Consider the following 23,404-nt stretch of genomic DNA (forward strand, 5'->3'; position numbering starts at 1 on the left):
TTGTATTATTACATATAGGTTTGGGTTTGGTTTTTTATTTATTTAAGCCATTTTCAAAAATTTTCTTCCTCATCATAATGGGATATTTCTTATATCGAATTGTTATGTCGAGCGCTAAAGAATTAACCATTAACGTGCTTTTAGCATGTGCTTATTTTACAGGGATTGAGATATTATTCAGAATGACAAAAGGCGGTTTAGCCTATGAGTCTTCAAAATATTTGGTTATCATATTTGTACTTATTGGGATGTTTTATAGAGGTGTATCTGGCAAAGGTTACGCCTATTTTATTTATTTGGTATTGTTAGTTCCGGCTGTTGTGGTGGCTTCTTTTACGTTGTCTTTAGGTGCTAATTTTAGAACAAGCATTTTTTTTGTTTTAAGTGGTCCGATATGTCTTGGATTGGCTGCACTTTTTTGTTATGACCGAAAAGTTACACATCAGCAATTGCACAAAATTGTATTATATATTTTGTTGCCCATAATTTCTACAACTACTTATTTGTTTTTATATACGCCAACCATTAAAGATAGATTAAGTGGTACCGCGTCTAATGCTGCTTTATCTGGAGGTTTTGGACCCAACCAAGTATCTACTATTTTAGGTTTAGGTATATTTTGTGTTGTTGTGCGGTTGGTACTAAAATCTCCAACAGTCTTTATTAAAGTGTTCAATATCCTCATTTTGGGAGCAATGACCTTTAGGGCTATAATTACTTTTAGTCGTGGTGGTGTTCTAGTAGCAGGTATTGTGATTTTAGCGTTTTTGGGTACTGTAGCTATAAAGATTAGAGTAAGACGTTTAGTGCCATTATTAGTTTCTATTTTTTTGTTGGCTGGAATTTTAGGAATTACTTGGATAATCAGTTCTAATCAAACTTATGGCTTGATTGATAAACGCTATGCCAATCAGGATTCTTTAGGTCGTGAAAAGAAAGACTTAACGACAGGACGTTGGCAGCTTTTTGAAGAAGAAATAGATGGATTTTTAGAGCAACCCTTTTTGGGTCTTGGAGCTTCACGAATAAAAGATAAACGACACGAAGAGACAGGCCAGAAACTACCATCACATAATGAGGTTGGTAGATTACTTTCAGAACACGGTTTGTTTGGTATTATTTGTTTATTAATACTTGTATTTAAGCCTTTAACTTTTAGAACTAATAACAGACGGAATATATTTTTCTTTTCGTTTTTAGCCTTTTGGTTTGCTACTATAAATCACTCCGGAATACGTATCGCAGCTCCAGCAGTATTATATGCCTTGGCATTATTAAATGTTACTTATGAAAAAAAATCAGTAAAGCACAGAATCGGGAAAACACGATTACAAGAGCAAGTTACGTCTGACTCTTAATAAAATATTTGATTACTAAATGACCAACCTCCTATACATAGGAAACAACATCAACAACGCTAAAAGCAACTTATCTAGCATTCAGGTTTTAGGTAAAAAACTAGAGGCTGAAGGCTACCATTTGCGTTATGCTTCATCGTACACAAATAAGTTGTTACGTTTGTTTGATATGGCTTGGAGTTGCATTAAAAATGCTCAATGGGCAGATGCGGTACTAATAGATACTTACAGTACGCAAAATTTTTACTATGCATTGGTTTGTAGCCAAATTTGTAGAATTTTTAGAGTGTCTTATATTCCGATTTTACATGGTGGAAATTTGCCCGAACGATTAAAACATAATCGAAAACTATCAAAACTAATTTTTAATCATAGCCATATTAATGTTTCACCTTCCAAATATTTAAAGTTTGAATTTGAACAACTAGGATATTCGAATATTGAATGTATACCAAATACCATTCAAATCGAAAATTACCCTGTAATAATGAAGAATTTTGATAACATTCGGTTGCTCTGGGTAAGGTCATTTTCTGAAATCTATAATCCAAAAATGGCCATATACGTTTTAAAACGTTTGAAAGAAAATGGATGTGATGCTCAATTGTGTATGGTTGGTCCTGATGCTGATGGTAGCTTGGCAACAGCAAAGCAACTAGCTAAAAAATGGCAAATTGATGTGACATTTACAGGAAAATTGGATAAAAAGAATTGGATACGCTTGTCGGAAAACTATAACCTTTTTATAAACACCACTAATTTTGATAATTTACCTATCAGTGTTATTGAGGCTATGGCGCTTGGATTTCCTATTGTATCTACTAATGTTGGTGGTTTACCATACTTAATTTCTGATAAAATAGATGGTTTGTTAGTGGATAAAAATGATATTGAAGCTATGACAAAAGCTATAATTTCAGTTGTAAATTCTTCAAAATTAGCGCATCAATTATCTAAACATGCCAGAGAAACAGCTGAGCAGTATGACTGGGAACAGATAAAGCACAAATGGTTTTCAGTTTTTGCGACCCTATAACTTATGATTTCTAAAGAAGTCTATTATCTTTACGATATCATTTTTTGGTAATGAAACATTCTAACGCCATTCATTTTGAGATTTCAGAGCGTAAAGTCCTTTTGCGTATCATTGACATCGTTATGGCTTTTTCAGGCATCTTTGTTTTATCGAATTATTTTGGATTTGAGTATTTAGATATCACTTCGAAAAATACGGTTCCACTTATTGTGCTTATTTCTTATATTTCAGTTTTTGGGACAATTTTCGAGATTTATGACTTACAGCAGGCTAGTAAACTCGATGTTAGTTTTAAAAACATTGTACTCTGTATGTCAACCGTAGTGTTGTTTTATTTACTAACACCATTTATTACGCCTGTTTTACCAGAAGCCCGATTACAAATTATATATTTTTACGTAACGCTAATTGGCTCTGTTTTTCTTTGGCGTGTACTTTATAACACTTTAATTGCTTCACCACGATTTCATAAACGCATTTTATTGGTTGGCGAACTCTCTAACATTCATAATGTGGTTTCAACGCTGACTAAAGCGGACAGTAATTATCAATTTGTTGGATTTATTAATAGTGCAGACAAGACTTTGGATGCTATTAAATACAGAGGACTCAAGGAGTATACAACTACCCATTTGTCGAATGTAATTATTGACGAACAAATATCTGAAATCATCGTGGCTGTAAGTAATGCTGAAAATATCTCGACGAGCCTCTATCATGAACTTATGCTTTTGTTAGAAAGGGGTTTTAAGATTAGAGAATATACTCAGGTTTACGAAGAGGTTACTAAAAAAGTGCCTATTCAATTTGTTGGTAAAGATTTCTACAAATACTTTCCGTTTAGCCGAAATAACGAAAACCAATTATATCGTTTTTTTCATCGCACTTTCGATATTTTATTTTCTTTATCTGGTATTTTATTTATGCTTATTATTATTCCTTTTATAGCTTTAGGTAATGTTTTTGGTAACAAAGGACCACTATTTTATACACAGGAGCGTATAGGAAAAAATAGCACACTTTTTACGATTTTTAAATTTAGAACTATGGTTGCTGATGCAGAACTGAGTAAAGGTGCGCAATGGGCAACAAAAGACGATGTGCGTGTTACCACTTTTGGAAAGTTTTTGAGACGTTCTCGATTAGATGAAATTCCACAGTTTATAAATGTATTAAAAGGGGAAATGAGCATCATTGGACCTCGACCAGAACGACCATTTTTTGTGGCCGAATTGTCGCGCTCCATTCCTTTTTACGAAACACGTCATATCATTAAACCAGGTTTAACAGGTTGGGCACAAGTCAACTCTAGATATGGTGGTTCAGTGGAAGAAAGTTTAACAAAACTTCAGTACGATTTGTACTATATTAAACACAGAAGTCCATTCCTTGATTTAAATGTAATTTTAAAAACTCTGAGTACTGTATTATATTATCGCGGTCAGTAGCTATTCTGCTTTGTAATATTTGATTAAATAAATATACCTTACTATAAAAGCAATGAGTAGAGGAAGAAAAGCCAAAGCAAACACTTGTACACCAATTACCCAATGCAAACACATCAGGGATAACATAATTACTAGAAACTTTAAATAACTTCTAAACCAATTTTTAATTCTTTTAGTGACCAATTGACCAATTACAAAAAGATTTAAGGGAAAGGCCCATAATAAATTATAGTTATATCCTGCGGCTATGTGGTCTGTGCCAAACCAAAGTAAAAGCAAAAAAATACCAGCAAGACCTGTGGTACCAAAAATTACAATATCTAACCACTTAGTTCGAGTTAATTTTTTATAATTCTTATAAGTAATAAAGAGAATTATCAATGCCAGTAAACCATTTATAAAAAAAGGACTTACTAAAAAAGGTGTCTTATAACCTTCAAAATGTCTTGCTTTATATATGGTATTTGTATTTTTTACTAAGGGCTGATTATTAAGTTTTGCATTTTCAAAATGTTTAAAAATATAGTTGGGTAAAAACATTTGCTCTTCTTTTGTAGCAACTTTGTCCACAAGAGAACCTAAAGCTATATCTATACCAAAACTTCCCCAAGTATTATGGCCAACTTGTTCATGAATTAAATCTCTAAATGTTTTATTGGTTTCGTTTTCTAAGATGGCGTATGAAATATTTCTATTTGTTGCAATATCTGCTACATCTCTAATTTTAGTAGCGCAATTGTCGTAGAAAAAATCGTAAAGGTATTTTCGGTTTTCGGGCTTGTAATTATTGATTAAGTAGTTGTAAAGTTTTTGTTTTTGCGCTTGCGATAAATTTAGTTTTTGTTCTTCAATGGTTCTATCGTAAAAGCGATAGGTTTCAAAAAAATCGTTATAACTTTTTTTTCCGATTAAGTAATTGAGTTTCCCTCTAGCAAATTTTAGTATAAAGTTTGGTGCTTCAAAATCGTAATTTCCGTAGCCGTATGTATCGTCTAAACCAATACTTCTGTCTTTGATTCTAAAGGCACTATGACCAAAAGCATCATTAAGGTTTACACCTTGACCAACGGTTAGGACTGAAATTTCTGCCTGAGGTGACAATTGAAATTGTTGAGAGAAGCTAGAGTTTATTAAAACGAATAAACTTACAATGGTTATTCTGTATTTTAACTGCATATACTAAAGTAATGTTTTTACTATCTGGCCGCGCGTAATCGAGACCTATTTATATTAGAACTATTAAAACCTCTCGCCTTCTATTACATGATGCTTTCGACAAAAAATCTTTTGTTTTAACCAATACTGGTGTTAATAATTTTAAATGAAAAAGTGAATTATAATTTTATCTAAAGATACTGAAATCAATCTTTACAGAGAACACATTAGAGTATAAAGCCGCGCTTTGATCTCCAATATCGGTAAAGGCATAATCTATTTCAATCCCTTTATATTTAAACCCTACACCAAAGTTTGGTTGAAAGGTTAAGTTTTCAGAATTATCTATCTGTAATTCATTCTGAAAATTTCCTAATCCTGCTCTTAAAAAGACTAAATCTGTATATCCAAATTGAAACCCTAATGCTGGTGCAAAACTTGCAAATGATGTAGAAATAATATCATTGGTCTCAGCAAAACGCGCATTAAGATTAAAGGTTGCTAATAATGTATAATCGTAGTGAAAGGTCCATTCTTTTGAAACTCCTAACTCTAGCTTTGGTAATGTTAACTCAGATTTTTCTGGTAATGTTTGGTTTTGTCCATCAATGGCACCGCTTATTTTTTCAAATTCTTCTTCATCGATTGCCCATGAGTTATAGGTTGTTGTTATGTCCCTAGCCATAAAACCAAATTTCCAATCGTTTTTACTTTCAAATTGTATTCCGGCATCGAAACCAAAACCCCAAGCAGAAGCAAAATCCCCAATAATACGTCTAATAACTTTGGCGTTGATGCCATAATTTAATCCATCAATTGGCAATCGTCTTGCGTAAGATAGTGTAACACCGTAATCTGCTGTAGAGAACACATTTATACGGTCGTAATTAATATTTCCTTGTTCGTCTATAAGCTGAGTTGTGTCTAAAATATCATCGACCCCAAACCTAATGACAGAAAGTGCTACCGCGCTTCGGTCATCTATAGGCATGGCAAAACCAATGTAATTGTAATTTGCAATATTAGCAAAGTAACTAGAGTGCATTAATGCTAGCTCTTTGTCTTCTAAATGAACTAATCCGGCCGGATTCCAATATCCAGAATTGACGTTTCTGGTATGAGAGGTCACTGCATTGCTCATCCCAAGCGCAGCAGCATCAACCCCAATGTTCATAAATTCATTAGAATATTTTCTGGTGGTTTGTCCGTAAATAGAAAGCGTTAACAACGCTAGGATAATTACAATGTAATTTTTCAAGAACAATTTTTTTACAAAGATGCACAATATTTTACTTCTATTAAACTTTAAAAAAGCAACGATATTGTGTTTTAATTGTACACTACTGATAAACTTTTCTATTTTTACAGAAAACTAGTTAAGCTTATGAAAAGACATATTCCTAATTTGGTAACTGGTCTAAATTTACTTTCGGGCTGTATTGCCATACTATTTGCTGTAAATGGGCAATATGTTGGTGCTGCATTATTTGTGTTTTTAGGAATTTTTTTCGATTTTTTTGATGGTCTTTTAGCACGAAAACTCAATGTGCAAAGTGAGCTTGGTGTGCAGTTAGATTCGTTAGCAGATATGGTAACGAGTGGTGTTGTGCCTGGTTTGGTAATGTATGGTTTAATAAATGATGCGCTCGGTGGCGGAAATTTTTACGAAGCCACAAGTACATGGTCAGAATCTATGGCATGGATTGAGGTGAAATTTAATTTGTTTCCATTATTTGGTTTTTTAATCACATTAGCTTCAGGTTATCGATTAGCAAAATTTAATTTGGACGATGACCAACAAACCTACTTTAAAGGTTTGCCAACGCCAGCAAATACATTACTTATCTTGTCTTTACCTTTAATTGTAGAATTTCAATTTAGTGCTATTGTTGCCTCGATTTTTGAGAATGTTTGGGTGTTACTAGCCATTACCGTTTTAAGTTGTTATTTGTTAAATGCGAAGTTTAAGCTATTCGCATTAAAGTTTAAAACTTGGGCTTTTAAGCCAAACGCCACGCGATATTTATTTTTAGTAGCAACCATCATTTTACTTATAGTATTTAAATTTATTGCGGTGCCAATTGTCATATTATCTTATATCTTAATTTCATTATTTACTCAAAAATCAATCACATAAACTGTTATGGCTGAAATTATTTTTACACTACTCATGCTTGTAATGCTTCAAGCTGTTTTAGGTTTTGACAACCTACTTTATATTTCTTTAGAATCCAAAAAAGCGCCAGAAGCAGATAGAAAACGCGTTAGAAAAGTTGGTATTTTAATTGCTATTGGTTTACGTATTGTATTGCTGTTTGTTTTGGTGTCATTGATTGGTTATTTTCAGAATCCATTTTCATTTTTAACAGGTGAAATTGAAAACGTTTTGGAGTTTGCGTTTAATGGCCATAGTTTAATTGTACTTGCTGGTGGTGGATTTATTATTTACACTGCGATAAAAGAAATTTGGCATATGATTTCATTGAAAGATTTAACTGTTAACGTTGAAGACCAATCGAAAGGCACAAAGTCATCAAGCGCTGTAATTGTTAGTATTGTAATTATGAATTTGGTTTTCTCTTTCGATTCTATTTTAGCCGCCATCGGACTAACGAGTGAGATAGAAAATTCTACCTCTGCATTTATAGTCATGGCAATTGCCATTGTTGCAAGTGGATTGTTGATGCTGTTTTTGGCAGACCGAATTTCAACTTTTTTAGCGAAAAACAGAATGTACGAAGTACTAGGTTTATTTATTCTTTTTATAGTCGGGATTATGCTTGTCACCGAAGGTGGTCATTTGGCACATCTCAAAATATTTGGAAACGAAATTGTACCGATGAGTAAAACCACATTCTATTTTGTTATAGTTGTTTTGGTGATAGTTGATATTGTACAAGGACGTTATCAAAAAAAATTACTTCGTGAAACCAATAAGCTTGAAGAATAAGATATAAAAAATATGACTGACATCGTTTTCCCCATTAAATTCACATTTAATATAACAACCTTCTCAAACGACTTTTCTGCGGTTGATGCTTCTGGTAAAACGGTGGCTTATGTCAAACAGAAAATGTTTAAACTCAAAGAAGATATAAGTATCTATAATAATGAGAGCAAGTCAATTTTAAATTATAAAATCAAGGCCGATAGATGGATAGATTTTTCCGCAGCATATAGTTTTAAGGATGCTAATGGAAAAGAGATTGGAAAAATTGCCAGAAAAGGTTGGGCATCTATGTGGAAAGCTAAATACCATATAATAGACCAACACCAACAGTTGCAATACCAAATTAATGAAGATAATGGTTGGGTAAAGGTATTTGATAGAATGTTCGGCGAAATTCCTATTCTTGGTGGTTTAACAGGTTATGTTTTTAATCCTTCTTATTCGCTAAAGGACAATCAGGGTAATGTTATTGCAAGATTGAAAAAAGAACCGTCTTTTTTTGGTAGAAAATTTAGTCTTGAAAAACTAGGTGAAATGGATACAGACGATAAAGAACGTATCATTTTAGGATTTATGATGATGGTGTTGTTAGAAAGAAGACGCGGTTAAAATCTACTAATTTTCAAAATCCAACTTCTTTTTACGAAGCTCAAAGTTTTTACCGAGATACACTTTACGAACCATTTCATCGTTGGCCAATTCTTCTGGCTCACCAGCTTTAAGAATACTACCTTCAAACATTAAATAGGTTCTGTCTGTAATTGCCAAGGTTTCTTGCACATTATGGTCCGTAATTAAGATGCCAATATTCTTTTTCGTTAATTTGGCAATAATACGCTGAATGTCTTCTACCGCAACTGGGTCAACACCTGCAAAAGGTTCATCGAGTAAAATAAAATTTGGGTCTGTTGCTAAAGCACGAGCAATTTCCGTACGTCTTCGTTCGCCACCCGATAATAAGTCGCCACGCGATTTTCTAATATGTCCCAAACCGAATTCTTCAATTAGCGACTCCATCTTATCGTGCTGTTCTTTTTTGCTTAGTTTGGTCATTTGTAACACGCTAAGAATATTATCTTCAATACTTAACTTTCTAAAAACGGAGGCTTCTTGCGCTAGATATCCAATACCATTTTGCGCACGTTTGTACATCGGAAATTTTGTAATTTCCTTATCATCTAAATAAATATTACCGCCGTTAGGTTTAATAATGCCAACTATCATGTAAAAAGACGTAGTTTTACCAGCACCGTTTGGACCAAGTAAACCAACAATTTCGCCTTGATTGACCTCAAGAGAAACATCTTTTACAACTTTTCGTCCGCTGTAGGACTTCATTAAATTTTTGGCGTGTAATTTCATTTTAGCTTTTTGTAAATCTAGAACGGTAAAAATACAATTTTCGTACAATTCTGTTGCCCTGAGCACAGTCGAAGGGTTTTTGAATTTTAATTTTAAAGGTTTCGACTGCGCTCAACCTGACACTATTTTTTTAAAGCTTAATCTTCTTGATTTTCCAACGCTTCCCAATATTCGTGAGCACGTCTTAAATGCGGAATTACAATTGTGCCTCCAATTAATGTAGCGATTCCTAAAGTTTCACTAACTTCAGCTTTAGAAATTCCTTCTTTGTAAGCCGTTTCTAAATGGTAACGCACGCAATCATCACAGCGCAAAACTGCTGAAGCGACTAAGCCTAATAATTCTTTTGTTTTTACATCTAATGCACCTTCTTGAAAGGCGTTAGTGTCTAAATTAAAAATGCGTTTAACAATCTTATTATTATCTGCTAAGATTTTATCGTTCATTTTAGAACGGTACTCGTTAAATTCTTTTACGATATCTGACATATTTTATGCTTTTGCTTTTCGTTCTTTTTTCTTTTGATTCCTTACAACTATTCTAGAAATAAAAATACTCATCTGGTATAGTATTAACACTGGTACGGCCACAATGACCTGACTTGCGATGTCAGGTGGTGTGATAATTGCCGAAACAATTAATACAATGACCAATGCGTGTTTTCTATATTTTTTTAAAAATTCTGGAGTTACTAATCCCACTTTTGTTAGGAAGTAGATAATTATTGGTAATTCAAAAATTAAACCACATGCCAATACCACAGACCTTAAAAGCGCGATGTAAGAGTTTATAGTTGGGTTGGCTTGGATATCGTTAGTAGGAAGAAGTTCATAACCACCTAAAAAGTTTACCGATAGTGGCGCCACAACATAATATCCAAATACAACACCTAAAAAGAAAAGTAATGAAGAAATAATAATGAAACCTCTAGAATGTCTTCGTTCGTTTTTATGAAGTCCGGGACTTATAAATTTCCATAGTTGATACAGTACATAAGGAAAAGCAATTATAAAACCGATGGTAATAGACGTCCATATATGAACAGAAAATTTATCTGACATGCCTGTTGTAATAACGCTAAATGGCATTTCGTCAACGCAAAGGCTTTCGTCAAATCCGAGTGCTTTCGAAATTTTACATAATACTCTATAAGTAATGAAATTTGGATTTTTAGGACCATCAATAAGAACGCCAAACACAAAGGTTTTTGCTGAGAAAGCCGCAATACCACCTATTAGAATGGCTATGGTGCTTCGTATTAAATGCCACCTTAAATCTTCGAGATGGTCTAAAAAAGACATCTCATTTACATTCTTTTTTGCCATTAGATGATGCCTTCTTTAATTAAATCGTGCAAATGCACAACGCCAGCATATTTTCCTTGGTTTTCGACTAAAAGCTGAGAAATACCAAATTCTTCCATAACCTCTTTAGCATCAACAGCCATAGCATCTTCATCGATACGTTTTGGATTGCTACCCATTATATCTTTGGCTGTAAGATTAGAAATATTGTCGCTTTTACTTAGCATTCGTCTTAAATCTCCATCAGTAATAATCCCAACAATTTTAGAATTCTCAGTAACTGCTGTGACACCCAACATCTTTTCAGAAATTTCTATTATCACTTCTTTTAATGTGGCATCTAACTGAACTTCGGGCTTTTGATTTACCGATGATAAGTCATTAACTCTCAAGTACAAGCGCTTTCCTAATGCACCACCCGGATGATATTTTGCAAAATCTTTGCTGCTAAATCCACGAAGTTTCAATAAACATACCGCTAAAGCATCTCCAATAACCAATTGCGCTGTTGTACTTGTTGTTGGAGCCAAATTATTTGGGCAAGCTTCTTGCTCAACATAGGCATTTAAAACATAATCTGCATTTTGCCCTAAAAATGAATCTTTGTTGCCTGTAATGGCAATCATTTTGTTTTTAGCATTTTTAATAAGCGGTACTAAAACTTTAATTTCAGGAGTATTTCCACTTTTAGAAATACAAATTACCACATCATCTTTGAGAATTAATCCTAAATCACCATGAATGGCATCTGCCGCATGCATAAAAACAGCAGGTGTACCTGTAGAATTTAGAGTTGCTACAATTTTATTAGCTATAATAGCACTTTTTCCAATTCCGGTGATGATAACACGACCCTTAGAATTATAAATCAATTCTGTTGCATTAGAAAAATCTTCGGTAAGTAAATCAACTAAATTAGCAATGGCTTTACTTTCCATTGTAATTGTTGATTTGGCAATATCAAGAATAGAGGCTTTTGTACTCAAAACAGAAACAGCTTTTATATTTAGTTTTAAATTAAAGATTTTTATTATCTTTAAACTTCACGCAAAGGTAAATTAAAATTAGGAATAGGGATTAATGAGTGTTGCACAAATTGACTTGCATTCAGAACTAAAAAAATACTTTGGATTTTCAGAATTCAAAGGATTGCAAGAGGATGTTATAAAAAATGTAGTTGCAGGCAATAATACGTTTGTAATTATGCCAACTGGTGGCGGCAAATCTTTATGCTACCAATTACCAGCTTTAATTAAAGAAGGTACCGCAATTGTGGTTTCGCCTTTAATTGCTTTAATGAAAAATCAGGTTGATGCCATTAGAGGAGTTTCGGAGCACGAAGGTGTGGCTCACGTATTAAATTCGTCCTTAAATAAAACAGAGGTAAAACGCGTCAAAGAAGACATACGTAATGGTATTACAAAACTACTTTATGTTGCACCAGAGTCTCTAACAAAAGAAGAAAATGTTGAATTCTTAAGGTCAGTTACCATATCTTTTATGGCAGTTGATGAAGCGCATTGCATCAGTGAATGGGGACACGATTTTAGACCAGAATACCGAAATTTAAAAACTATAATAAAACGGATTGGTGATAATATTCCAATTGTAGGTTTAACTGCTACAGCAACCGAAAAAGTTCAAGAAGACATACTAAAAAGTTTAGGTATACAAAATGATGCCGTAACCTTTAAAGCCTCTTTTAATAGGCCAAATCTATATTACGAAGTACGCCCAAAAACAAAAAATGTAGATGCAGATATTATTCGTTTTGTAAAACAAAATGAAGGAAAGTCAGGTATTATTTATTGTTTAAGCCGAAAGCGCGTTGAAGAATTAGCACAAGTTTTACAAGTTAATGGCATAAAAGCTGTGCCTTATCATGCAGGTTTAGATGCCAAAACGCGTGTGAAGCATCAAGATATGTTTTTGATGGAAGATACCGATGTTGTGGTTGCTACAATCGCCTTCGGAATGGGAATTGATAAGCCAGACGTTCGATTTGTAATTCATCATGATATACCCAAAAGTATCGAAAGTTACTACCAAGAAACTGGTCGTGCTGGTAGAGATGGTGGCGAAGGTCATTGCTTGGCGTATTATGCATACAAGGATATTGAAAAGCTCGAAAAATTTATGGCAGGAAAGCCAGTTGCCGAGCAAGAAATTGGTCATGCATTATTGCAAGAAGTGGTTGCTTTTGCGGAGACTTCTGTTTCTAGACGAAAATTTATTTTGCATTACTTTGGCGAAGAATTTGATAATGAAACAGGTGAAGGCGGCGATATGGACGACAATGTACGCCATCCAAAACCACAGAAAGAAGCCAAAGATGACGTAAAAATTGTTTTAGACGTTGTTGAAAAAACCAATCAAAAATATAAAGCGAAGGATTTAGTACAAGTGATAGTCGGAAAATCTAACGCCTTAATATCGTCGCACAAAACAGACCAACAGCCATTTTTTGGTGCAGGAAAAGATAAGGATAAACGTCATTGGATGGCTTTAATCCGTCAAATTTTAGTTGCAAAACTGCTGAAAAAAGATATTGAAACTTATGGCGTGTTGCGCATTACAGATGCAGGAAAAGCTTTTTTGAAAAAGCCTGAATCTTTTATGATGGCAGAAGACCACGTGTTTGATGTTACTGATGATGATAGTATCATCACCAATACAAAATCTGGCGGTAATGGCGTTGCAGATGACAAACTTATGAAGATGCTTAAAGATTTGCGAAAGTCCAGCGCTAAGCGTTTAGGTGTGCCTCCATTTGTAATTTTTCAAGACCCATCGCTAGAAGATATGGCACTAAAATATCCTGTGACAATTGATGAATTATCTAATGTTCATGGTGTTGGTGAGAGTAAAGCAAAAAAATACGGAAGTGATTTTGTTGCTTTAATTAAAGAGTATGTTGAAGAAAATGACATTGTGCGACCAGATGACATGGTTGTAAAATCTACAGGAAGTAATTCTGGTTTAAAACTTTACATCATTCAAAATGTGGATAGAAAGCTTCCACTAGATGACATTGCATCTGCAAAAGGCATGGAAATGTCAGAGTTTATAAAAGAGATGGAAGCCATTGTTTTTTCAGGCACAAAACTTGATATTTCATACTACCTTGAAGATATTTTAGACGAAGACCAGCAGGAAGAAATTCACGATTACTTTATGGAATCTGAAACCGATAAAATAGATGTTGCCATTGACGAATTTGATGGCGATTACGATGACGAAGAACTCCGCTTGTATCGTATTAAGTTTATTAGTGAGGTGGCGAATTAGGTATTATTAAGCAGTATTCACTAGGTGTTATTCGGTTTTTAATTTTACAATCTTTACTCTCTAACTGAGAATTTTAAGTTTTGAAGATATTTTCTATTTATTCCTCCTCATCATTTCCACCATCAAACTTAGTAAAAACAATCGTCTGCTTTTTGGCTTTTAGTGTAATGCTTTCGGTTTTATTTTCTTGTAGAATTTTAATGTCATCTTCTTCAACCTGAAAATCTATTTTGGTAATGCTTCGACCATTTACTGGTGATGAGTCAGACTCAAATTCTGAAGAATCGGATTTCAATTCTAGTTCAGTGCCTTGTCCTTTAAAAAGTAATTTTGCGCCATTTGCTGTTTTTATATTCAGTTGACCAACAACTATGGTTTGGAAAAAATAATAACCACCTAACTCATTTAAACCAGCATATAACACGTTGTTTTCTGAAACACCAAAGGGCGTATTTTCTACGTCTTTGATAATAGATTCAACAGTATCTGCAGATTTATTTTTGTTTTTTCTTACGAGTTTAGAAAGCGAAAATCCCATAAATTTAGTTTTTCTGCAAAACTAAGATTATTATTCAAAAAACAACTTCAAACTTATGGCTTCCCACTTCCAACTTAGTTTGTTATCTTTGCAGCCTTAAATAAAACACAGAACAATGCAAGACGGATTATACGCAAAATTTAATACTCCAAAAGGTGAAATTTTAGTCAATTTAGAATTTGAAAAAACACCTGGTACAGTTGGTAATTTCGTGGCTTTAGCCGAAGGAAATTTAGAAAATTCAGCCAAGCCTCAAGGTACACCATATTACGATGGTTTAAAATTTCATAGAGTAATTCCTGATTTTATGATTCAAGGTGGTTGTCCACAAGGCACAGGAACAGGAAATCCAGGATATAAATTTGATGATGAAATACACCCAGATTTAAAACACGACAAACCTGGTATTTTGTCTATGGCAAATGCTGGTCCAGGTACTAACGGAAGTCAGTTTTTTATCACTCACATAGCTACCGATTGGCTAGATGGAAAACACACCGTTTTTGGAAATGTTGTTGAAGGGCAAGATGTTGTGGATGCGATTGCACAAGGTGATACGATTGAAAAATTAGAAATTATTCGAGTTGGAAAAGCTGCTGAAGATTTTAATGCAGTTGAAGCTTTTAGAACATTTGAAGGCGCAAGAGAAAAAAGAGTTTCTGCAGAACGTGAAGCTAAAAAAGCAGAATTAGACAAATTAGCAGCAGGTTTTGAGGAAACAGAGTCAGGTTTACGTTACCAAATCTTACAAAAAGGAAGTGGTAAAAAAGCAGAAAAAGGTAACATGGTTTCTGTACACTATAAGGGACAATTAGCAGACGGAACCGTTTTTGATTCGTCTTACAAAAGAAATTCGCCATTAGATTTTCAAGTTGGTGTTGGTCAAGTAATTTCTGGATGGGATGAAGGTATTTGTCTCTTAAATGTTGGTGATAAAGCACGCTTAGTAATTCCTAGTGATTTAGGTTACGGTAGTGCTGGTGCAGGTGGTGTTATTCCTCCAAATGCAACACTGGTATTCGATGTTGAATTGATGGATGTCAAGTAAGCAGAGACCTAAATTTCTAACAAGAAAAGTTGGTTGAATCTCTTATAGCTAAGCGTTTAGATACATTAATATCTCAATATAATTTTGAATATATTATCATTTTCTAATTATTAAAAAAACGTCTAATAAAATTTAGGCGTTTTTTTATGGTGCTATATCTAAAATAAATATTAAATTCAAAATCATAAAACGTATCATTTTTATTAATTACCTGAATGTTAAGTTTAAAAGAATCTTTTTTTTTAAATGACGTGCTAAAAGAGCTTAATTACTCTTTTGGTAACGTCTTTATATTTGATGGTTTTGTGATTTCAGAAATTAATAGTGGTATCACTTTCACATGGGAAAATCACGCTAAAGTTATCGTTGATGACGTGACCTCATTCTTAGATACAGATGGACGAGACTTGGTATATATTTCAAACCGTATTAATTCATACGCAGTAAAACCAAATGATTGGCTTAAATTTTTCACAAATAGTTATTCTCTTAAAGGTTATGGTGTTGTAGCCCAAACAAAAGGAAGTATAATGAATACTGTTATTGAAAATTTATTTTTTAATAAAAAAATACAAAGGTTTCAGAGTTTGGAAGCTGCAATACAATGGGCAAAAACTAAAGTTTTAGTTGAAATGTAATTATTATAAAAAAAAGGTAACAAATAATATAATTAATCGTCTCACTAGTAGTGAGACTTTTTTGTTTCAAACCAAATAAACCAAACCAATCTTTAAAATGAAATCTAAACACTCATTTCTTGTATTCTGTTTATTAATTGTTATTGTATCATGTTCATCTACTGTAAATTATTCCGAAGATTTTAAAAAACAAACTTCTGGTAAATATTTATTTAATGCAGATGATGTTATTGAGATTTCATATCAAGATAATGATTTAGTGATGCATTGGCGTGGTATTGAAACCAAACCAGTTGCTACTGATACTAACGAGTTTTTTGTTCCGGATTTGTATAAGAAGCTTAGATTTGTAAAGCATCCTTTTACAAATTCGCGATATCTGTCCGAGATACCTGAAAACAATCCAGATAGTCTTCGTTACGATTATATAAAAGTTGCCGATACTTATAAAACACCAAGCGAATATATTGCAGATAAAGAGTTTGATAAAGCTTTAGAAGGCTTATTGAAAATTAAAGCACAAGATTCGGTAAGTGAATTTATTAATCAGTATAAATTTAACAGAATTGGCTACAAATACTTGCGAGAGAAAAACTATGATGATGCTATTGGCATTTTTGTTATGAATACAAAATTACATCCACAAAGTGACAATACATTTGATAGTTTGGCGGATGCCTATGTAAAAAAAGGAGATAGCTTATTAGCATACGAAAATTACAAAAAAGCTTTGGAGATAAACCAGACTAATAAAAAGGCTTTTAAATTTGTAAATGCTTATGAAAGCGGTAATTAAATTTTTGTCTTTAATAATTTTTTAAACATCAAGCACCTAACATTAGGTGCTTTTTTTGTTTTTTACATTTCGTCCTTAAAAAACGACAATTGAGTTATATTGCTTTTATTTAAAGGATATAACTTCGGATATTTACATTAAATAAATAATAAAACACATGACAACGATTGTTAGACTACTAATTTTTCTTTTATTACAAGGTAATATTTCAAACGCTCAAACTAACGACACACATGACATTACTGTCCATGTTTCTGGTTTAAAAAATAATAAAGGCAAACTGCTTGTTGGTCTTTATAATTCTGAAAATCAATTCTTGTCAGAAAGATATAAAGATATCGAAGGAAAGATTAACAATCAAAAGAGCACATTTGTTTTTAAAGATATTCCAACTGGAATTTATGCTATTTCTTTTATTCATGATAAAAATGATAATGGAAAGCTTGATACCAATTTTATGGGTATTCCACGCGAAGATTACGGTTGCTCAAATAATGCTAAAGGTTTTATGGGACCGCCAAAATGGAAAGATGCTAAGTTTGAATTAACCGACGATAAAACAATAACCATTTCATTATAATTTTAAAACTTACCTGAGTTCTAAACATCAATCAAAAATCAATCATTATGAAACAATTTATCACATTAAGTTTTGCACTTTTTCTAGCAATTACCAATGCACAATCTAATTTTGAAAAAGGCATGAAAAAAGCTTTTGAACTTTGGGAAGCTGATAAAACTGAAGAAGCTGAGAACCTTTTTGAACGCATAGCTAATGCCGAAAAAGATAATTGGTTACCACATTATTACATTACCCAAATAAATAGCTTAAAAAGCTGGAATGTAAAGGATGAAACTATTCTCAAGGCTCAATTAGATAAAGCTCAAAAGCACCTCGACTTAGCGATGTCTTTTAGTGAAAACAATCCAGAACTATTAGTTATGCAAGCGCAGGTTTATACCAATTGGGTAGCTTTTGACGGACGGACTTACGGTATGAAATACGCCGCAAAAGTTTCAGAATTATACCAAAAAGCCAAACAATTAGACCCCAATAATCCTCGTGCTGCTTTTGGTGCTGCGGATTGGGAAATGAATAGTGCTAAATATTTTGGTAAAGATACAGCGCCTTATTGCGAGGCAATTTCAAACTCTGTAAAATTATTTGATTCCTACAAGCTAGAATCAAAATATCATCCAAATTGGGGTAAAGAGCGCGCAATAAAAGTTTCAGAAGTTTGTAAATAATTAATTGAACATAGATATTATGTTAAGGTCTTATAAACAAATAGGAGTTGTGTTTTTAATAGGTTGTGGCGTTTTAGTCATCTCTAACATAGTGTCTGGTACATTGTTTAACTATAAAAGCACCACACATCTTTACGAAGATGTTGGATTTACCATGCTATATACTTTTGTGTTGAGTTACATAAATACGCTCTTTTTTGATTATGTAAAAAGTTTAAACTTTAGTTCTTTTGATGTTGCAAAACGCATTTTTGTTGGCATTTTAGGATCAACAATTTTAACATTATCTGCGATATTTTTACTTCGACTTATAATTTCAACGCTTTATAATGGAATTTCAATAAATAGATTTTTAGAGCAAGATAGTTGGGAAGGCTATCAGTTTGGTTTGTGGATAACCTTGACTATTCTTTCGGTTTTTTACGTTATTTATTTTTACAACCGTTTTCAAAAAACAAAAATTAAAGAACAAAAGGTCATTGCAGGTACGGCAAGTGCTCGTTTCGATGCTTTAAAGAACCAATTAGACCCACATTTTCTTTTTAACAGTTTAAATGTACTGACAAGTCTTATTGAGGAGAATCCGCAAAGTGCTCAAAAATTTACAACCTCTTTATCTAAAGTGTACCGCTATGTTTTAGAACAAAAAAACAAAGATTTAATTACTGTAGATGAAGAGCTTAAATTTGCAAAAACCTACATGTCTTTATTAAAGATGCGTTTTGAAGATAGCATAGTTTTTGAAATTCCAGAAAAAGCATCAAACCCAGAAAGTAGAGTCGTACCGTTATCATTGCAATTACTCTTAGAAAACGCGGTAAAGCATAACACTGTAACTACAAGCAATCCTTTACATATTAAAATTTATGAAGATGGTGGTTACCTTGTTGTACTTAATAATTTGCAGCCCAAACAAATTGTAAAAAAGAGTAGTGGCGTGGGTTTAGAAAACATTAAGCAACGTTATAAGTTGCTATCCGATAAAAAAGTAATCATCAATCAACGAGCAAAGGATTTTGCAGTTGCCATACCAATGCTCACAAAACAAGTATCAATCATGAGACAATCACATTTACCACAAAACAAACTCGACGAAAGTTACGTAAAAGCAAGAAAGCGATTAGACGAACTCAAAGGTTTCTACGGAAGCCTAGCTTCCTACTGTTTAATTATTCCATTCTTGGTTTTTATTTGGTACCGCTATACAAGCGACACAATTCAATGGTTTTGGTTTCCAATTATCGGTTGGGGCTTGAGTCTGTGTTTTCAAGCATACCGCGTATTTTATCACGATAGTGCATTTGGAAGTCAATGGGAAGAGCGCAAAATTCAAGAATTTATGCGTAAAGAAGAAGAAAATAACCGTTGGAATTAATTTATTGAATCATGAGTAATAATACTGTATTCACAAAAGTTGAAAAAGCTAAATTACGTTTAGAAAAACTAAAACGCTTTTACTCTCATTTAGCTGTTTATTTTACAATAAATATTATAATCTCTGTATTTAAATTTTCTAACCATGTCGATACATGGGATGCATTTATTTCAAAATTATTTAGCTTAGACATTTTATTTACGTGGTCTGTTTGGGGAGTTTTATTATTAATACATGCGTTTTCCGTATTTGTATTTCCCAAATTATTAGGATACGAATGGGAAGAGAAAAAAATTGAGCAATTGATGGAGGAAGAACTCAATTCAAAAAAATAAAAATTATGGAAAAATATAGTATAGAACCTTACAAAGAACAATCATCTAATAGAAGTGATTTTAGAAAAGAAGAAGCCTATTTAAAAGCAAAAAAACGTGTAGAGGCAATCTCTGGGTTTTACTGGCACCTGGCATCGTATATAATTGTGAATCTATTTTTAATTCTTCTTATAGGCATTAATGCCAATAATGGATTTACAAATTTTGGAACTTATGCTACAGCTTTTTTCTGGGGTATTGGCTTGTTGTTTCATTTTATCGGTGTTTTTGGTTTTAATTTCTTTTTAGGAAAAAATTGGGAACAACGAAAAATTGATGAGTTTATGGAAAAAGAGCGCCAGAAGTACGAAAAATTTAATAATTATGAATAATCTAGAAAAAGAGGAATTGTATTTTTCCGAAGCTAAGAAGAGAATTTCAAGAATTAAGGCTTTTTACCTCCATTTGGCATTGTATGTTGTTGCTGTACTATTTATTGTTTGGAACTTATTAATTATTGAAGATTCGGATTACACAAATTATATTCTTGCCTTAAATTATTCTACAATATTTATTTGGGGTTTGTTTGTTGTCATACTAGGAATACGAGCTTACAAACAACAAGATATTTTTACCAAGAAATGGGAAAAGAAAAATCTTGAAAAATTTACAAGAAACAATCCAAAACGTTGGGAATAATAAATTTTTAAAATTCTAATTTTACCTTATGAACGTTATAATCATCGAAGACGAAAAACCATCTGCAAGACGCTTACAGCGTATGTTAAATGTTTTAAATATTGAAGCAAAAACCATGCTGCATTCTGTTGAGGAAGCTGTAGATTGGTTTAAGAATAACGCGCATCCAGATTTAATTTTTTTAGATATTCAATTAAGTGATGGATTGTCTTTTGAAATATTTGATGCTGTCGAGATTAAGTCTGCTGTAATTTTCACCACAGCTTATGACGAGTATGCACTACAGGCTTTCAAACTTAATAGTATAGATTATTTATTGAAACCTATAGATGACGAAGATTTAAAAACAGCTGTAGACAAGTTTAAAAATAGAGCGCCACAAAAACAAGCAGTGACTTTAGATTTTAATGACATTAAAAATTTGTTGGTAAATCCTATAGAACGTGAATATAAAAAGCGCTTTTCGGTAAAAGTTGGCCAGCATTTAAAACTCATTAATATTGAAGATATTGAATGTATTTACAGTGAAAATAAAGGTACATATGCCCACACAAATGATGGAAGAAATTATGTATTAGATTTAACTTTAGATCAGTTAGAAAACGAATTAGAACCTCATATTTTCTTTAGAGTGAGCCGTAAATTTTACGTAAATATTAATGCTATTAGAGATATGGTTAGCTATACCAATTCTCGTTTACAAATAAAGTTAAATAACTTTAAGGACCAAGATATTATTGTGGCTCGTGAGCGTGTAAAGGACTTTAAAAATTGGTTAGAATAAATCAAAAACATCTCCTAAACCATCTCCGATTGCTTCACCAAATTCGCCAAATAATCCTAAAAAGCCTACATCAAAAAATAATTCTAGGAGCAATAAATCTGTTAAGTCAGTTTCCCAAGATTTTTTAGACTTTTTCTTTGCTTCTTTTTTCCAGTCATCATATTGTTTTTCCTCTTTTGGTGTAATAACCATTGGCGTATTTAAATTCCTTTTGTTCAGGATTTTATCATATTCTGCCCGTTTTTTTCCGTCGGATAAAACATTGAATGCCTCTACGAGCAAATCAAATTTTTCTCTTGCTTCTGGTGATTTATTGTTTTCTGGATGATATAGCGCTATTTTTTTTCTAAACGCTTTTTTTATGGTTTCTAAATCGGCATCTTTTGAAACACCAAGAACAGAATAATAGTCGGTAATCATTTTATTATTTTATTTATGAGTCATGTACAGATATGATTTGTTACATTTCGTCCTCTTCAATTCTGTTTTCGTCAAAAGCAGATGGTAATAATTTAGGAATAAATTTTACAAAAAGTGGTAATAATAACATTCCGCCTGGTAGCATAAAAATAGCTAAGCTTGGTATGGATTTAAAGATGTCTAGCAGCTGATTTTGTACTTTTTTCTGTTCTTCATCGGTAAGACTTCTTTTTGTAGACTGTGATAAAAGTAACATGGCTTCCTTACTTTGAGATAACTCTTTTAATAAACGTTTACTGTTTCGTTGTATAAGTCTCGTTACTATGCTACTACTGTTATCGTAAAAACTTTGAGCAAGATTTTTTGCGCTTAAAAAAGAAATATTATCTCTGTTCTCTTGATAAAAAGAATTGATATCATCAATAGATGCAACGAGTGTGTTGGTATCAATATTTAAATCTACACGAAGCTGATTAAGATAAACGTATTCAGCTTTATCAATTTGCTTATCGCTCCAAGATGCCATACATACTATGTCTACGACGTAGCTTTTTTCTATAGGTTTTGTAATAGATTTTACAACTTCATTCTTTTCAATATTTGGAGCTTTTTTATGTTTTAAAGAAGCATCAAATAGTTTTATAAGATTATAATCGTAATTGCTTTTATTTTCTTTTGATTCTAAAACGCTAAAAACTATAGTTTCTAAGGCAGATTCAAAGTTGTTGATGTATGCTTTAGTTTCAGAATTTTCTGTTATAAAATGATAATATCCTATAATGTCTATAAATAAAAAGGCATTGATAAGAAAGTAGTTGAAATTTTTTGTGATGACATTGTCATCTATATGTATACGCTTATGTATTATTTTCTCTAAAAGCTTATCGCTGCTTGGCTCTCCAAAAAAGTCTGACAGAAACGAACGCTTATGTTCGTCTGTTATTTTATAATAGTTAATGACAGATTCAATAAAATCTTCTTCAATTCTTTCAGAATTAAAAATAAAATAAAACGCAGTAATAAGGTTGACTTTACAGCGCTCTTCTTCATTAAAATCGTTTTCATTAATTTCTTTTAAAAGGCAAGAAATATTACTACCGTAAATAAAACCTGTTTTCTTTAAGTCTCTATAAAACAGGTCTGTATCAGCATCTAAAACAGAGCTGTAAGGTAATAAAGTGAGTAGTTTTTTTATCCATCCACTGGCTGAAGGATTCATAAGCTTTTAATAAAAGTTAAAGATAGTTTTTTAATTATTAGTTCTCAAAAGCTTGTCTTTTTTTTAATCTATTGTAGAAATTATTGATTTTTTAAAACCGCCTTTCATTTAATTACGTAAGTGGAGTATAACATAAAACAAACATAACCATGAAAAAAAAGAAAATTTTAATTTTAGCAGCTATCGTTGGAGTATTCAGCGTAATTGCAATTGCAGCCGACCACATTGATGCGCCGGCAGTACAAGGTACGTCAAGTGACATTACCGATTTTTACGCTTTTGAAGCTCAAAACAGCAATAACGTTGTATTTGTAGCCAATACGCAAGGACTATTAGCGCCTGGAGCTACAGGTAATGCTTCATTTAATGAGAATACGCTTATCGAATTTAATATCGACACCACTGGAGACAATGTTGAAGATTT

At 32.7% G+C, this 23,404-nt stretch carries 26 protein-coding genes and 1 pseudogene; 18 read left to right on the plus strand and 9 right to left on the minus strand.

All coding sequences use genetic code 11. The annotated features are described in order from the left end of the window. Positions 1–104 precede the first annotated feature (104 nt). Genes ACFQ1Q_RS12925 through ACFQ1Q_RS12935 form a run of 3 tightly spaced genes read left to right on the plus strand, consistent with a single transcriptional unit; the run spans position 105 to position 3,842 of the window. The gene (locus ACFQ1Q_RS12925) at positions 105–1,358 is read left to right on the plus strand and encodes an O-antigen ligase family protein (RefSeq protein WP_386132262.1); all 1,254 of its coding nucleotides are present in this window, start codon (positions 105–107) and stop codon (positions 1,356–1,358) included. Between the two features lie 19 nt (positions 1,359–1,377). Continuing rightward, positions 1,378–2,394 (plus strand): glycosyltransferase family 4 protein, encoded by a 1,017-nt coding sequence (locus ACFQ1Q_RS12930; protein ID WP_386132263.1) that lies wholly within the window; start codon positions 1,378–1,380, stop codon positions 2,392–2,394. A 50-nt stretch (positions 2,395–2,444) separates the two neighbouring features. After that, positions 2,445–3,842 carry a sugar transferase gene (locus ACFQ1Q_RS12935; protein ID WP_386132266.1) on the plus strand — a complete coding sequence of 466 codons (1,398 nt, stop codon included), beginning with the start codon at positions 2,445–2,447 and terminating at the stop codon, positions 3,840–3,842. Here the strand turns inward: ACFQ1Q_RS12935 and ACFQ1Q_RS12940 are convergent, their stop codons facing one another. Further along, positions 3,843–5,018, minus strand: a complete 1,176-nt coding sequence (locus tag ACFQ1Q_RS12940; protein ID WP_386132269.1) for a lipoprotein N-acyltransferase Lnb domain-containing protein — start codon at positions 5,016–5,018, stop codon at positions 3,843–3,845. 166 nt (positions 5,019–5,184) lie between these two features. After that, positions 5,185–6,255: a putative type IX sorting system protein PorV2 gene (locus ACFQ1Q_RS12945; protein ID WP_386132272.1), complete on the minus strand. Its 1,071-nt coding sequence runs from the start codon at positions 6,253–6,255 to the stop codon at positions 5,185–5,187. Between the two features lie 126 nt (positions 6,256–6,381). Here ACFQ1Q_RS12945 and ACFQ1Q_RS12950 point away from each other — a divergent pair, with 126 nt between their 5' ends. Genes ACFQ1Q_RS12950 through ACFQ1Q_RS12960 form a run of 3 tightly spaced genes read left to right on the plus strand, consistent with a single transcriptional unit; the run spans position 6,382 to position 8,556 of the window. Beyond that, positions 6,382–7,134: a CDP-alcohol phosphatidyltransferase family protein gene (locus tag ACFQ1Q_RS12950; RefSeq protein ID WP_386132275.1), complete on the plus strand. Its 753-nt coding sequence runs from the start codon at positions 6,382–6,384 to the stop codon at positions 7,132–7,134. A gap of 6 nt (positions 7,135–7,140) precedes the next feature. Then, entirely contained in the window at positions 7,141–7,947 is an 807-nt protein-coding gene (locus ACFQ1Q_RS12955; RefSeq protein ID WP_386132277.1) for a TerC family protein, read from the plus strand. Positions 7,948–7,959: 12 nt separating this feature from the next. Then, entirely contained in the window at positions 7,960–8,556 is a 597-nt protein-coding gene (locus ACFQ1Q_RS12960) for a hypothetical protein (protein WP_386132279.1), read from the plus strand. A 6-nt stretch (positions 8,557–8,562) separates the two neighbouring features. Here the strand turns inward: ACFQ1Q_RS12960 and lptB are convergent, their stop codons facing one another. The 4 genes from lptB to ACFQ1Q_RS12980 form a co-directional block, all read right to left on the minus strand. Further along, the gene (gene lptB / locus ACFQ1Q_RS12965; RefSeq protein ID WP_386132281.1) at positions 8,563–9,309 is read right to left on the minus strand and encodes an LPS export ABC transporter ATP-binding protein; all 747 of its coding nucleotides are present in this window, start codon (positions 9,307–9,309) and stop codon (positions 8,563–8,565) included. A 137-nt stretch (positions 9,310–9,446) separates the two neighbouring features. After that, on the minus strand, positions 9,447–9,797 hold the full coding sequence (locus ACFQ1Q_RS12970) for a carboxymuconolactone decarboxylase family protein (protein WP_386132284.1): 351 nt from the start codon (positions 9,795–9,797) through the stop codon (positions 9,447–9,449). A 3-nt stretch (positions 9,798–9,800) separates the two neighbouring features. After that, positions 9,801–10,634 (minus strand): twin-arginine translocase subunit TatC, encoded by an 834-nt coding sequence (gene tatC, locus ACFQ1Q_RS12975; RefSeq protein WP_386132286.1) that lies wholly within the window; start codon positions 10,632–10,634, stop codon positions 9,801–9,803. After that, positions 10,634–11,599 (minus strand): KpsF/GutQ family sugar-phosphate isomerase, encoded by a 966-nt coding sequence (locus ACFQ1Q_RS12980; protein ID WP_386132288.1) that lies wholly within the window; start codon positions 11,597–11,599, stop codon positions 10,634–10,636. The genes tatC and ACFQ1Q_RS12980 overlap by 1 nt, the downstream gene beginning before the upstream one ends. Positions 11,600–11,693: 94 nt before the next feature. Here ACFQ1Q_RS12980 and recQ point away from each other — a divergent pair, with 94 nt between their 5' ends. Beyond that, positions 11,694–13,901, plus strand: a complete 2,208-nt coding sequence (recQ, locus tag ACFQ1Q_RS12985; protein ID WP_386132290.1) for a DNA helicase RecQ — start codon at positions 11,694–11,696, stop codon at positions 13,899–13,901. 97 nt (positions 13,902–13,998) lie between these two features. Here recQ and ACFQ1Q_RS12990 read toward each other — a convergent pair whose 3' ends face one another. Beyond that, entirely contained in the window at positions 13,999–14,439 is a 441-nt protein-coding gene (locus ACFQ1Q_RS12990; RefSeq protein WP_386132293.1) for a hypothetical protein, read from the minus strand. Between the two features lie 115 nt (positions 14,440–14,554). Between ACFQ1Q_RS12990 and ACFQ1Q_RS12995 the strand changes: the two genes are divergently transcribed. The 10 genes from ACFQ1Q_RS12995 (at position 14,555) to ACFQ1Q_RS13040 (ending at position 21,341) form a co-directional block, all read left to right on the plus strand. Then, positions 14,555–15,487 carry a peptidylprolyl isomerase gene (locus ACFQ1Q_RS12995; RefSeq protein ID WP_386132296.1) on the plus strand — a complete coding sequence of 311 codons (933 nt, stop codon included), beginning with the start codon at positions 14,555–14,557 and terminating at the stop codon, positions 15,485–15,487. A gap of 215 nt (positions 15,488–15,702) precedes the next feature. Continuing rightward, positions 15,703–16,125, plus strand: a complete 423-nt coding sequence (locus tag ACFQ1Q_RS13000; RefSeq protein WP_386132299.1) for a hypothetical protein — start codon at positions 15,703–15,705, stop codon at positions 16,123–16,125. 97 nt (positions 16,126–16,222) lie between these two features. Further along, positions 16,223–16,921, plus strand: a complete 699-nt coding sequence (locus ACFQ1Q_RS13005; RefSeq protein ID WP_386132302.1) for a tetratricopeptide repeat protein — start codon at positions 16,223–16,225, stop codon at positions 16,919–16,921. Between the two features lie 157 nt (positions 16,922–17,078). Continuing rightward, positions 17,079–17,501 (plus strand): DUF2141 domain-containing protein, encoded by a 423-nt coding sequence (locus ACFQ1Q_RS13010; RefSeq protein ID WP_386132304.1) that lies wholly within the window; start codon positions 17,079–17,081, stop codon positions 17,499–17,501. 47 nt (positions 17,502–17,548) lie between these two features. After that, on the plus strand, positions 17,549–18,169 hold the full coding sequence (locus ACFQ1Q_RS13015) for a tetratricopeptide repeat protein (RefSeq protein WP_386132306.1): 621 nt from the start codon (positions 17,549–17,551) through the stop codon (positions 18,167–18,169). Between the two features lie 19 nt (positions 18,170–18,188). Continuing rightward, a complete protein-coding gene (locus ACFQ1Q_RS13020) occupies positions 18,189–19,544 on the plus strand; it encodes a histidine kinase (RefSeq protein ID WP_386132681.1) in 1,356 nt (451 codons plus the stop codon). Positions 19,545–19,555: 11 nt separating this feature from the next. Continuing rightward, positions 19,556–19,879 (plus strand): 2TM domain-containing protein, encoded by a 324-nt coding sequence (locus ACFQ1Q_RS13025; RefSeq protein ID WP_386132309.1) that lies wholly within the window; start codon positions 19,556–19,558, stop codon positions 19,877–19,879. 5 nt (positions 19,880–19,884) lie between these two features. Beyond that, the gene (locus ACFQ1Q_RS13030) at positions 19,885–20,250 is read left to right on the plus strand and encodes a 2TM domain-containing protein (RefSeq protein ID WP_386132312.1); all 366 of its coding nucleotides are present in this window, start codon (positions 19,885–19,887) and stop codon (positions 20,248–20,250) included. After that, a complete protein-coding gene (locus ACFQ1Q_RS13035) occupies positions 20,243–20,557 on the plus strand; it encodes a 2TM domain-containing protein (protein ID WP_386132314.1) in 315 nt (104 codons plus the stop codon). The genes ACFQ1Q_RS13030 and ACFQ1Q_RS13035 overlap by 8 nt, the downstream gene beginning before the upstream one ends. 28 nt (positions 20,558–20,585) lie before the next feature. Next, the gene (locus ACFQ1Q_RS13040) at positions 20,586–21,341 is read left to right on the plus strand and encodes a LytR/AlgR family response regulator transcription factor (protein WP_386132317.1); all 756 of its coding nucleotides are present in this window, start codon (positions 20,586–20,588) and stop codon (positions 21,339–21,341) included. On the opposite strand, the gene ACFQ1Q_RS13045 is transcribed toward ACFQ1Q_RS13040, so the two are convergent. Next, positions 21,333–21,761, minus strand: a complete 429-nt coding sequence (locus tag ACFQ1Q_RS13045) for a DnaJ domain-containing protein (protein ID WP_386132320.1) — start codon at positions 21,759–21,761, stop codon at positions 21,333–21,335. The genes ACFQ1Q_RS13040 and ACFQ1Q_RS13045 overlap by 9 nt on opposite strands. A 40-nt stretch (positions 21,762–21,801) precedes the next feature. Further along, complete coding sequence (locus ACFQ1Q_RS13050) at positions 21,802–22,980, minus strand: LETM1-related biofilm-associated protein (protein WP_386132323.1); 1,179 nt, start codon at positions 22,978–22,980, stop codon at positions 21,802–21,804. 149 nt (positions 22,981–23,129) lie between these two features. Between ACFQ1Q_RS13050 and ACFQ1Q_RS13055 the strand changes: the two are divergent. Continuing rightward, positions 23,130–23,402: pseudogene (locus ACFQ1Q_RS13055) on the plus strand (DUF4331 family protein); the annotation flags it as partial. Between the last annotated feature and the right edge of the window lie 2 nt (positions 23,403–23,404).

Source organism: Winogradskyella litorisediminis (assembly GCF_042675765.1).
In the GTDB taxonomy this organism is placed as follows: Bacteria; Bacteroidota; Bacteroidia; order Flavobacteriales; family Flavobacteriaceae; genus Winogradskyella; species Winogradskyella litorisediminis.

Excerpts from the sequence above, each read along its gene's own strand:
- ACFQ1Q_RS12925 (WP_386132262.1), top strand. The coding sequence starts at position 105 with ATGTCGAGCGCTAAAGAATTAACCATTAACGTGCTTTTAGCATGTGCT.
- ACFQ1Q_RS12930 (WP_386132263.1), top strand. The coding sequence starts at position 1,378 with ATGACCAACCTCCTATACATAGGAAACAACATCAACAACGCTAAAAGC.
- ACFQ1Q_RS12935 (WP_386132266.1), top strand. The coding sequence starts at position 2,445 with ATGAAACATTCTAACGCCATTCATTTTGAGATTTCAGAGCGTAAAGTC.
- ACFQ1Q_RS12940 (WP_386132269.1), bottom strand. The coding sequence starts at position 5,018 with ATGCAGTTAAAATACAGAATAACCATTGTAAGTTTATTCGTTTTAATA.
- ACFQ1Q_RS12950 (WP_386132275.1), top strand. The coding sequence starts at position 6,382 with ATGAAAAGACATATTCCTAATTTGGTAACTGGTCTAAATTTACTTTCG.
- ACFQ1Q_RS12955 (WP_386132277.1), top strand. The coding sequence starts at position 7,141 with ATGGCTGAAATTATTTTTACACTACTCATGCTTGTAATGCTTCAAGCT.
- ACFQ1Q_RS12960 (WP_386132279.1), top strand. The coding sequence starts at position 7,960 with ATGACTGACATCGTTTTCCCCATTAAATTCACATTTAATATAACAACC.
- lptB (WP_386132281.1), bottom strand. The coding sequence starts at position 9,309 with ATGAAATTACACGCCAAAAATTTAATGAAGTCCTACAGCGGACGAAAA.
- ACFQ1Q_RS12970 (WP_386132284.1), bottom strand. The coding sequence starts at position 9,797 with ATGTCAGATATCGTAAAAGAATTTAACGAGTACCGTTCTAAAATGAAC.
- tatC (WP_386132286.1), bottom strand. The coding sequence starts at position 10,634 with ATGGCAAAAAAGAATGTAAATGAGATGTCTTTTTTAGACCATCTCGAA.
- recQ (WP_386132290.1), top strand. The coding sequence starts at position 11,694 with ATGAGTGTTGCACAAATTGACTTGCATTCAGAACTAAAAAAATACTTT.
- ACFQ1Q_RS12990 (WP_386132293.1), bottom strand. The coding sequence starts at position 14,439 with ATGGGATTTTCGCTTTCTAAACTCGTAAGAAAAAACAAAAATAAATCT.
- ACFQ1Q_RS12995 (WP_386132296.1), top strand. The coding sequence starts at position 14,555 with ATGCAAGACGGATTATACGCAAAATTTAATACTCCAAAAGGTGAAATT.
- ACFQ1Q_RS13000 (WP_386132299.1), top strand. The coding sequence starts at position 15,703 with ATGTTAAGTTTAAAAGAATCTTTTTTTTTAAATGACGTGCTAAAAGAG.
- ACFQ1Q_RS13005 (WP_386132302.1), top strand. The coding sequence starts at position 16,223 with ATGAAATCTAAACACTCATTTCTTGTATTCTGTTTATTAATTGTTATT.
- ACFQ1Q_RS13010 (WP_386132304.1), top strand. The coding sequence starts at position 17,079 with ATGACAACGATTGTTAGACTACTAATTTTTCTTTTATTACAAGGTAAT.
- ACFQ1Q_RS13015 (WP_386132306.1), top strand. The coding sequence starts at position 17,549 with ATGAAACAATTTATCACATTAAGTTTTGCACTTTTTCTAGCAATTACC.
- ACFQ1Q_RS13020 (WP_386132681.1), top strand. The coding sequence starts at position 18,189 with ATGTTAAGGTCTTATAAACAAATAGGAGTTGTGTTTTTAATAGGTTGT.
- ACFQ1Q_RS13025 (WP_386132309.1), top strand. The coding sequence starts at position 19,556 with ATGAGTAATAATACTGTATTCACAAAAGTTGAAAAAGCTAAATTACGT.
- ACFQ1Q_RS13030 (WP_386132312.1), top strand. The coding sequence starts at position 19,885 with ATGGAAAAATATAGTATAGAACCTTACAAAGAACAATCATCTAATAGA.
- ACFQ1Q_RS13035 (WP_386132314.1), top strand. The coding sequence starts at position 20,243 with ATGAATAATCTAGAAAAAGAGGAATTGTATTTTTCCGAAGCTAAGAAG.
- ACFQ1Q_RS13040 (WP_386132317.1), top strand. The coding sequence starts at position 20,586 with ATGAACGTTATAATCATCGAAGACGAAAAACCATCTGCAAGACGCTTA.
- ACFQ1Q_RS13045 (WP_386132320.1), bottom strand. The coding sequence starts at position 21,761 with ATGATTACCGACTATTATTCTGTTCTTGGTGTTTCAAAAGATGCCGAT.
- ACFQ1Q_RS13050 (WP_386132323.1), bottom strand. The coding sequence starts at position 22,980 with ATGAATCCTTCAGCCAGTGGATGGATAAAAAAACTACTCACTTTATTA.